General features: G+C 34.1%; 6 protein-coding genes. 4 read left to right on the top strand and 2 right to left on the bottom strand.

Translation table 11 applies throughout. The features are described 5' to 3' along the window. The first annotated feature begins 385 nt into the window (after positions 1-385). A complete protein-coding gene (locus CQA44_RS10590; RefSeq protein ID WP_115547204.1) occupies positions 386-784 on the top strand; it encodes a hypothetical protein in 399 nt (132 codons plus the stop codon). A 51-nt stretch (positions 785-835) separates the two neighbouring features. Here CQA44_RS10590 and CQA44_RS12675 read toward each other — a convergent pair whose 3' ends face one another. Beyond that, positions 836-973: a hypothetical protein gene (locus CQA44_RS12675; RefSeq protein ID WP_181881878.1), complete on the bottom strand. Its 138-nt coding sequence runs from the start codon at positions 971-973 to the stop codon at positions 836-838. Positions 974-1,072: 99 nt separating this feature from the next. Between CQA44_RS12675 and rpsB the strand changes: the two genes are divergently transcribed. The 3 genes from rpsB to cutA all read left to right on the top strand — a co-directional run bounded on the left by rpsB (position 1,073) and on the right by cutA (position 3,677). Continuing rightward, positions 1,073-1,888, top strand: a complete 816-nt coding sequence (rpsB, locus tag CQA44_RS10585) for a 30S ribosomal protein S2 (RefSeq protein WP_115547203.1) — start codon at positions 1,073-1,075, stop codon at positions 1,886-1,888. Between the two features lie 209 nt (positions 1,889-2,097). Next, complete coding sequence (gene tsf / locus CQA44_RS10580; protein WP_115547205.1) at positions 2,098-3,165, top strand: translation elongation factor Ts; 1,068 nt, start codon at positions 2,098-2,100, stop codon at positions 3,163-3,165. Between the two features lie 194 nt (positions 3,166-3,359). Further along, on the top strand, positions 3,360-3,677 hold the full coding sequence (gene cutA / locus CQA44_RS10575) for a divalent-cation tolerance protein CutA (protein WP_115547202.1): 318 nt from the start codon (positions 3,360-3,362) through the stop codon (positions 3,675-3,677). Positions 3,678-4,002: 325 nt separating this feature from the next. Here the strand turns inward: cutA and CQA44_RS10570 are convergent. After that, positions 4,003-7,340, bottom strand: a 3,338-nt coding sequence (locus tag CQA44_RS10570) for a bifunctional proline dehydrogenase/L-glutamate gamma-semialdehyde dehydrogenase (RefSeq protein ID WP_115547201.1), incomplete at its 5' end; no start/stop codon positions are given.

The raw sequence follows: 7,340 nt of genomic DNA, 5'->3' as shown, positions 1-7,340 counted from the left end.
TATAATGAATAGGTACAAGTCGCTTATTATGCAATACGGGGAAAGGTGATGATATATCACAACTGATATTAAATTGTATAAGTTGATTGTAGGGAATCTGAAAATTTTGCTTCTGTTATTATCATTATTATTTAAATTTATATGAATTTCTCTTTAGCTTTTTTGTTATCAAGGAATTGGCTTCAATCTTACTATTTTAGAATTTGGATAATTTTCCTTATTTCTCGAGAATACAAGATTCACATGAATAGATGCGACGGTGTTGCTTGTTATGACTGACAAATGTCAAGGTGTTATGGCAAATTTGCTATGGTTCAAATCGGTTATTTAATCATGGCAAATTTTTATATTATAATCTCCTCATAAATTCAGCAAAAGGAATGATTTGCAAGTTTTTATCGATTCTTTTAATATTATTATGGCAGCATTTGTGTCCTTTTGCTTATTTACAATTATACTTTATAAGATACAAAGGGGTTCTAAAAACCTCAAGTTCATCACTGTCGCACTGTTTGGATTCTGTGTATGCGGCACAACTATCTATGCATTCAAGCAAAGTCAAGTGAATCGCAAGGTTGTAGAATTTCAAAAGGCTTTTTATGAAAACAATGTCCTTGCATGTTATCACGATAACACAATCATTCCTGTTCAAAAAAAGCATTTTATCTATCTAGCCGATTCGTTGGTTTTTTTAGGAAAAGATTCACGCAAGGGTACAAGTGTCAATATTTTAGAATGCCAAAGCTATGAAAAACCTGAAAATGATGCGATTCTTACAGATTAATATTATTAAATCAAGAATCTGGTATGCTAGATTGAGACAAGATTATTGAGACTAAACCGATAAAATAGCCTCAATAATCAGCACATTGAACCGTACATTAAATGAATATTCTTTTTCTTCATTAAGAAAATCAAGATATTTGCCAAAAATCACAAAAATATTATAAAATAAAAGCTTGTGAAAACTCACATGCTTAATCCTTAGATTTGGTTGCTTTTATCATAATGATTAAAGTTAAGGGGCATGGCGGCAAAACCAATTCACAATATTTCATTAAGGAGACAACTCGTGGTTAGTATGAAAGATTTATTAGAATGCGGTGTCCATTTTGGACACCAAACAAGAAGATGGAATCCAAAAATGAAAAAATTTATTTTTGGTATTCGTAAAAATATCCATATTATTGATTTACAAAAAACCCTACGTTATTTTCGCTACACCTACAATGTGATACGCGATGCGGCAAGTGAAGGTAAGGTGATTATGTTCGTAGGAACAAAGAAGCAGGCAAGCGATACTCTTAAAGAATATGCAGAAAAAATTAATGTTCCCTATGTAAATTACCGTTGGCTTGGTGGAATGCTTACGAATTTTAGCACGATTAAGAAATCTGTGCGTAGGCTTGAAATTATTGAGGAAATGGAATCTAGCGGACAAATTGAATTTCTAACAAAAAAAGAAAGACTGATGCTTATGCGTAAAAAAGAAAAACTCAATAAATATCTAGGTGGAATAAGGTATCTTAAAAAAGCTCCAGATATGCTTTTTGTTATTGATACTTTGAAAGAAAAGATTGCTGTGGGTGAGGCTAGAAGGCTAGGGATTCCTGTTGTTGCTCCCCTTGACACAAATTGCGACCCTGATATGATTGATTACCCAATTCCGGGCAATGATGATGCGATTCGTTCTATTCAGCTTTTTTGTAAGGAAATTAGTGAGGCTATTATCGAGGGAAGAGAAATAAATGGTATTGAAAATAGCGCAAATTTGGACTATGAAGCTGCAATATCTCCGGTTACAGATGAGGAAAAACAAGAAGTCTTGAGTGAATTGCAAAAAGAAGAACTCCCAGATATAACCGATACTGAAAAAATGAAAGACTAAGAGATACACAGTCTATTATGATAAATGTGTTGTTGATTAAAGAAGAATACAATGAGGAAATAACTATGAGAGATGAAACTAAAGAAGCCGTAGAAAATGTGAAGCAGGCTGTAAGTAAGCTAGGTGCGCAATTAAAAGAAGAGGCAAAAGATTTAGCAAAAGAAGTAAGCGAAAAAGCAAAGGAAAAGGCTAGAGAAATAAGCCCAAAAGTGCAAGAAATCTCTGCGAAGCTTGTAAAGCAACTTAGAGACAGAACTGATGCTGGTATCATGGAATGTAAGAATGCGCTCAAAGAATGTTCGGGAAATATTGAAGAAGCTATAGAATACTTGCGTAAAAAAGGCTTAAGTAAAGCCGCAAAGAAAGCAGATAGAATCGCAGCAGAGGGTGTTATCGCCCTACAAGTAGCCGATGATTTCAGTAAAGCAACTTTGATAGAAGTAAATTCTGAAACGGATTTTGTTGCAAAAAATGAGGCATTTCAAGAATTAGTTGTTAATGTCTTAGATTTGGCTTTTAGACGTGCCATTAATGGCACAGAGGGCTTAATGCAGCTTAATATTCAAAATCAGACATTTGAAGATTACTTAAAGCAAAAAATTGCCATCATTGGTGAAAATATTGTCATTAGACGTATCAGCACAATAGTTTGTAAGCCCAATCAAATTGTTAATGGCTATCTTCACCATAATAAGAAAATAGGGGCTATTGTTTTACTGGAATACACAAATACACAGAATGGGCAAAACCTTAAAGATTTAGCAAAATTTCTTAGTATGCAAGTAGCCTCTATGAAACCTAAGGTTATAAGCTATAAGGAATTAGACAGTGAGCTTATTGCAAAGGAAAGGGTGGCGATAGCAGCAGAACTAGAGAAAGAGAACGAAGAGCTAAAAAGGCTTGGTAAGCCGCTTAATCGTATTCCAGAGTATGTAAGTCGCACAGAGCTTAGTGAATCTGTACTTAACGCTAAAAAAGAGGAATTGCGCAATAAGCTTAAGCAAGAAGGCAAACCCGAGGCAATATGGGATAAGATTCTACCTGGTCAAATCGAGAGATTTATTCTTGATAACACGATTTTAGATCAAAGATTAACTTTATTAGCCCAGCTTTACACACTTGATGATAAGAAAACCGTAGAACAAGTCCTCGTTGAAAAGAGCAAGGAAATTAATGATTGTATAAAAGTTGTTTGCTTCAAGAATTTTGAGTTAGGTGAAGGTATTGAGAAAAAGATTGATAATTTTGCAGCAGAAGTTGCTGCACAGATGAAATAATTAATCTTTATTGAGATTTGAGCTATCTCTGATTCTGGAATAAATCTATATAGATTTGTAGTTTTGAGGAAACTGAATTGTACAAAAAATTGCCACAGAATTCAATCTATGCCTAAAACTCACACAGTAATCTGTGTGATATAGTGTAGTAAAACAAAATACACAACAACTACCAAAATAGTTAAGGATTATTAATGTTGTTGCTTCTTCACACAACTTCCAACAATAAAAAAGAACTTAAGAAAATATCGTACCGACTCTTACAGCAAAGACTTATTGCTTGTGCGCAAATCAGCAAAATTGAGAGTAGCTATATTTGGCAGGATAAGGTGATAAATGAAAAAGAATTCTTACTCACTTGTAAAACACGCGCTAATAATCTTAAAAAAATCCAAAAACTGATTTATAAAAAACATCATTATGATATTCCAGAATTTATAGCAATCCCAATAGAATATGCAAGCAAACCTTACAAAAAGTGGTTACTACAGAACTGTGAGAGCGGGTATTAAGTGCTTATCTTAACTTAGAGAACCTGTATTGTGATGCGATAAAATTGATAAATGTTGATACATAATGAAGCAGTATTAAGGTGGGCTAGATTGCTAAAGCGTAAGAGAGCTTAAAAGCACAATATTTGCTCAACAACATAAAAAGAGCGATAGATTGATTGACATGAAACTACCTTGAATCTAGGATTATATATTCTTTAAAATGAGTCATTGATTAATGGTTAATCTTAAAAACTCAAATCACTTGATAGATAAATAAAGTTACTTTTATTTTAACTAAACTGTAAGTTACACAGTTTAGCAAGGTCTCTACAACATTATTATTCTAAGAATCTAAATGTAAAGCCTTCCTACCTAAATTCCCATAACGATGAAATGCAATACTAGCTGCTCTTTCTGTATGATAATACAAAAGTTCAAAATAACCATTGTCATAAGGTTTATGATTAGCAATAAGTTTGCCTTTTGCATTTCCTTCTTTAATGAGCTTGAGACAAATTTCACTGTGAGAATCTAGTTTGCCCAAATAACGGATAAGTTCATATTCTCCTGCATGTGCAATAAAGTCTTTTTCATTTTGATAGACAATCATAACATTTTGCAAACCCATGTTGCTGACATTTTCTAATACAAATTCCAATGCTTTGCTAATTTCTGTTGCTTTAATGCTTAGAGTAAGTTTGGAATTAATAATTTGACATGCTGCAACAATTTTTAAAATATCACTCAGACTGTCCTCTTTACATACACGATAGATAACAGATTCTACAGGAATGTAATAAAATAAGTTATCCTCACCGCGAATATGAACCACATCTCTTTTTTGCACAAATTCCTTTTCATTATAGTAACCATAGCTCTGGATACTTTTAAAGCAATTTCTGATTTCTTGTTCTAATTCATGTCCTTGCAGACTTGACATTATAAAATGCTGCAAACGGTCTTCAAAAACACTATTGCTGTGAGGAATATTTTGCATATTAGAATCCTCATTTGTCTTGGGAGTGATATTGAGGAATTGTGTTATATAGTTATAGCCCCCAGCTTTTCTACCAAAACCTACTGCAGACTTTTTAATCCCCCCAAATGGTTGCCTAAGTACAATTGCGCCCGTAGTAGGCTTATTGATATAAATATTACCTGCTTGTATATGTCGCAAATAATACTCCCATTCTCTTTCATCAAGAGATTCTAAGCCGCTTGTCAAACCATAACCCGTAGCATTTGCAATATGCAACGCATGCTCTAAATTTCTAGCACACATCACGGAGAGGATGGGAGCAAAAAATTCATTTAAATGTGAGAAACTGCCCTCTTTCACGCCATATTTAATACAAGGTCTCATAGCATAAGGATTTTCATTTGCAAAACTAGGTTCTAATGCCCATTCTTCACCTGTTTGCAGATTTAAACCCTCTGTGATTTTCTCATTAATTGTGTCGCTAAGGTAGCCAATTTTATTCTTTAGTTCAAAGGGTGAGCCTACACTCATGCTTTGTGCCGCATCTATCAAGGTGCGTTTAAAGTTTTCATCTTCATAAACTTCTTTTTCGAGAATAAGCAGTGAAGTTGCACTACATTTTTGTCCAGAGTTTGAAAAGGCTGAATGCAATATATTTTTCACGGCTTGATCTCTGTCCGCCATTTTTGTTACGATTGTGGCATTTTTCCCTCCTGTTTCGGCACTCAAGAATAATGTGGGATTTTGCTCTAAGATTTTGTAAGCAGTCTCTTCACCGCCTGTAAGAATGGCAAAGTTCGCTTTGGGTAGTGCGATTTCATTAATATCCTTACCGCTTGCAGGTAAAAAAACTAAATACTCTTTTGGTAACCCTGCTTCATAAAAACATTCACACAATATTTTGCCTGTGATGCAAGAAATATTTGATGGCTTATAAATTACACGATTCCCGCTTGCAATACTTGCTGCAATACCTCCTACTGAAATAGCTACAGGAAAATTCCATGGTGTAATGACTACTCCTATGCCCTTAGGGCTAAAGTCGTAATCAACATGTTCCTTGAGAAGTTTCTGCATGCTGTGGGGATAGAATCTTAAAAAGTCTATTGCTTCACTTACTTCAGAATCTGTTTCTGTGAATGTTTTGCCTACTTCTAATGCAGAAATTCCAATTAAGTCATTTCTTTTTGCTGCAATAACTTCAGCAGTTCTTAAGAGAATTTCCCCCAATTCCTCAAAGCTTAGTCTTTCATTGCTAGATTCTAAAAACTCTATTGCTTCTTCAATATTTTTTACGCTTGCGTTATGAATCTTGCCAATAAGAGAATCTCCACCTTTTGCTTTAATTTCGCGCGCGTGAGAATCTTTGGGCGTATGACTGCCAATAATTGGTGTAATAGTAACAGGTGTAAAATTACTATATTGCTGCTTGATTTGATTTGCCCATTCTCTATTAGGTGCAAGAATAAAATCCGTATCGGATTCGTTATGGAATGTTTCTAAATTAGCAGGATTGGTAAAAGGGGCTTTCAAGCGATTTTGAGTCCTATAACCCACATCGCGTACAGATTCCATTCCTTGTAAAGATTCTATAAAGATTTGTTCTTGTTGCTTCCATGTAGCAGAATCAACCTCTAAGTCAAAGGCATAGCGCATGAAATTGTCTTTACCTGTATTTTCATCAAGCCTTCTTACAAGATAAGCTATGGCATTATTAAAGTGTGCATCATTACAAACAGGCGCATAGAGGATAAGACGGTTGGTTTTTGCGATTTCAAAACTTGCCCTGAGATTCATCCCCTCTAACATTTCAAAAGTAAAGCACTCTTCTGCACCCGATTGTTTCATGCGGGTTATTGCATAGGCTATTTGAAAGATATTGTGCGAAGCAATACCGATGTTAATGTATTTAAAATGAGAATCTTGTAAGACATAATTGAGCATTTTATTATAATTAGAATCTGTATCGACCTTATGTCTAAAGGTAGGCAGCTCCCAATCTTTCACACTCGCGATTACCTCTTCTGCCTCCATATTAGCACCTTTGACTATGCGAATCTTAATGGGAGGTTTGCCATTTTCTACTCTAGTTTTTGAAAAAACAACTAATTTTTTGAGATATTCATAAGAATCAGGCAAATAAGCTTGCAATACAATACCGGCTTTAATATCAAATTTTGCAATAGATTCCATAAAAGAAGCCACTGTGAGTTCTAAATCTTTAAATTCTTCCATGTCTAAGTTAATAAATTTGGAATGACCGTTTTTTTGTTTGGATTGAGCTATGGCATAGAGGGTGTCTAGTCTCTTAACAATCTCATTTTTAGAATATTCAAAGTCAAGTATGTTAATTTGTGAAAAAATAGTTGTGATTTTAATAGAAATATAATCAATATAATTTGAATTAAGGGCATCTATATATTTTTGCAAGCGGTAATTTGCCTCTAAGTTACCTAGCACTTCCTCGCCAATGAGATTTACATTTAACCCGATATTTTGTGATTTTCGTTTGTCGGCATGTTTTTTTAAAAGAATGGGATTTTCATCTAGCACCATTGCTTTGGTGTCATTTTTGAGATTCTTAATAAAAAAGGGGACACTTACACAAGGAATGCTTTTGCCAATACCTAAAAAAGTCTGCAATAAGATTTTCTCAAATGATGAGAAGAAATCTGCAATGCCATATTTTTGCAGAGTATATG

The sequence above is a fragment of the Helicobacter sp. MIT 14-3879 genome (genome assembly GCF_003364125.1).
Note: the sequence above shows the minus strand (reverse complement) of the source record. Positions and strands in the feature narration are given on the sequence as shown.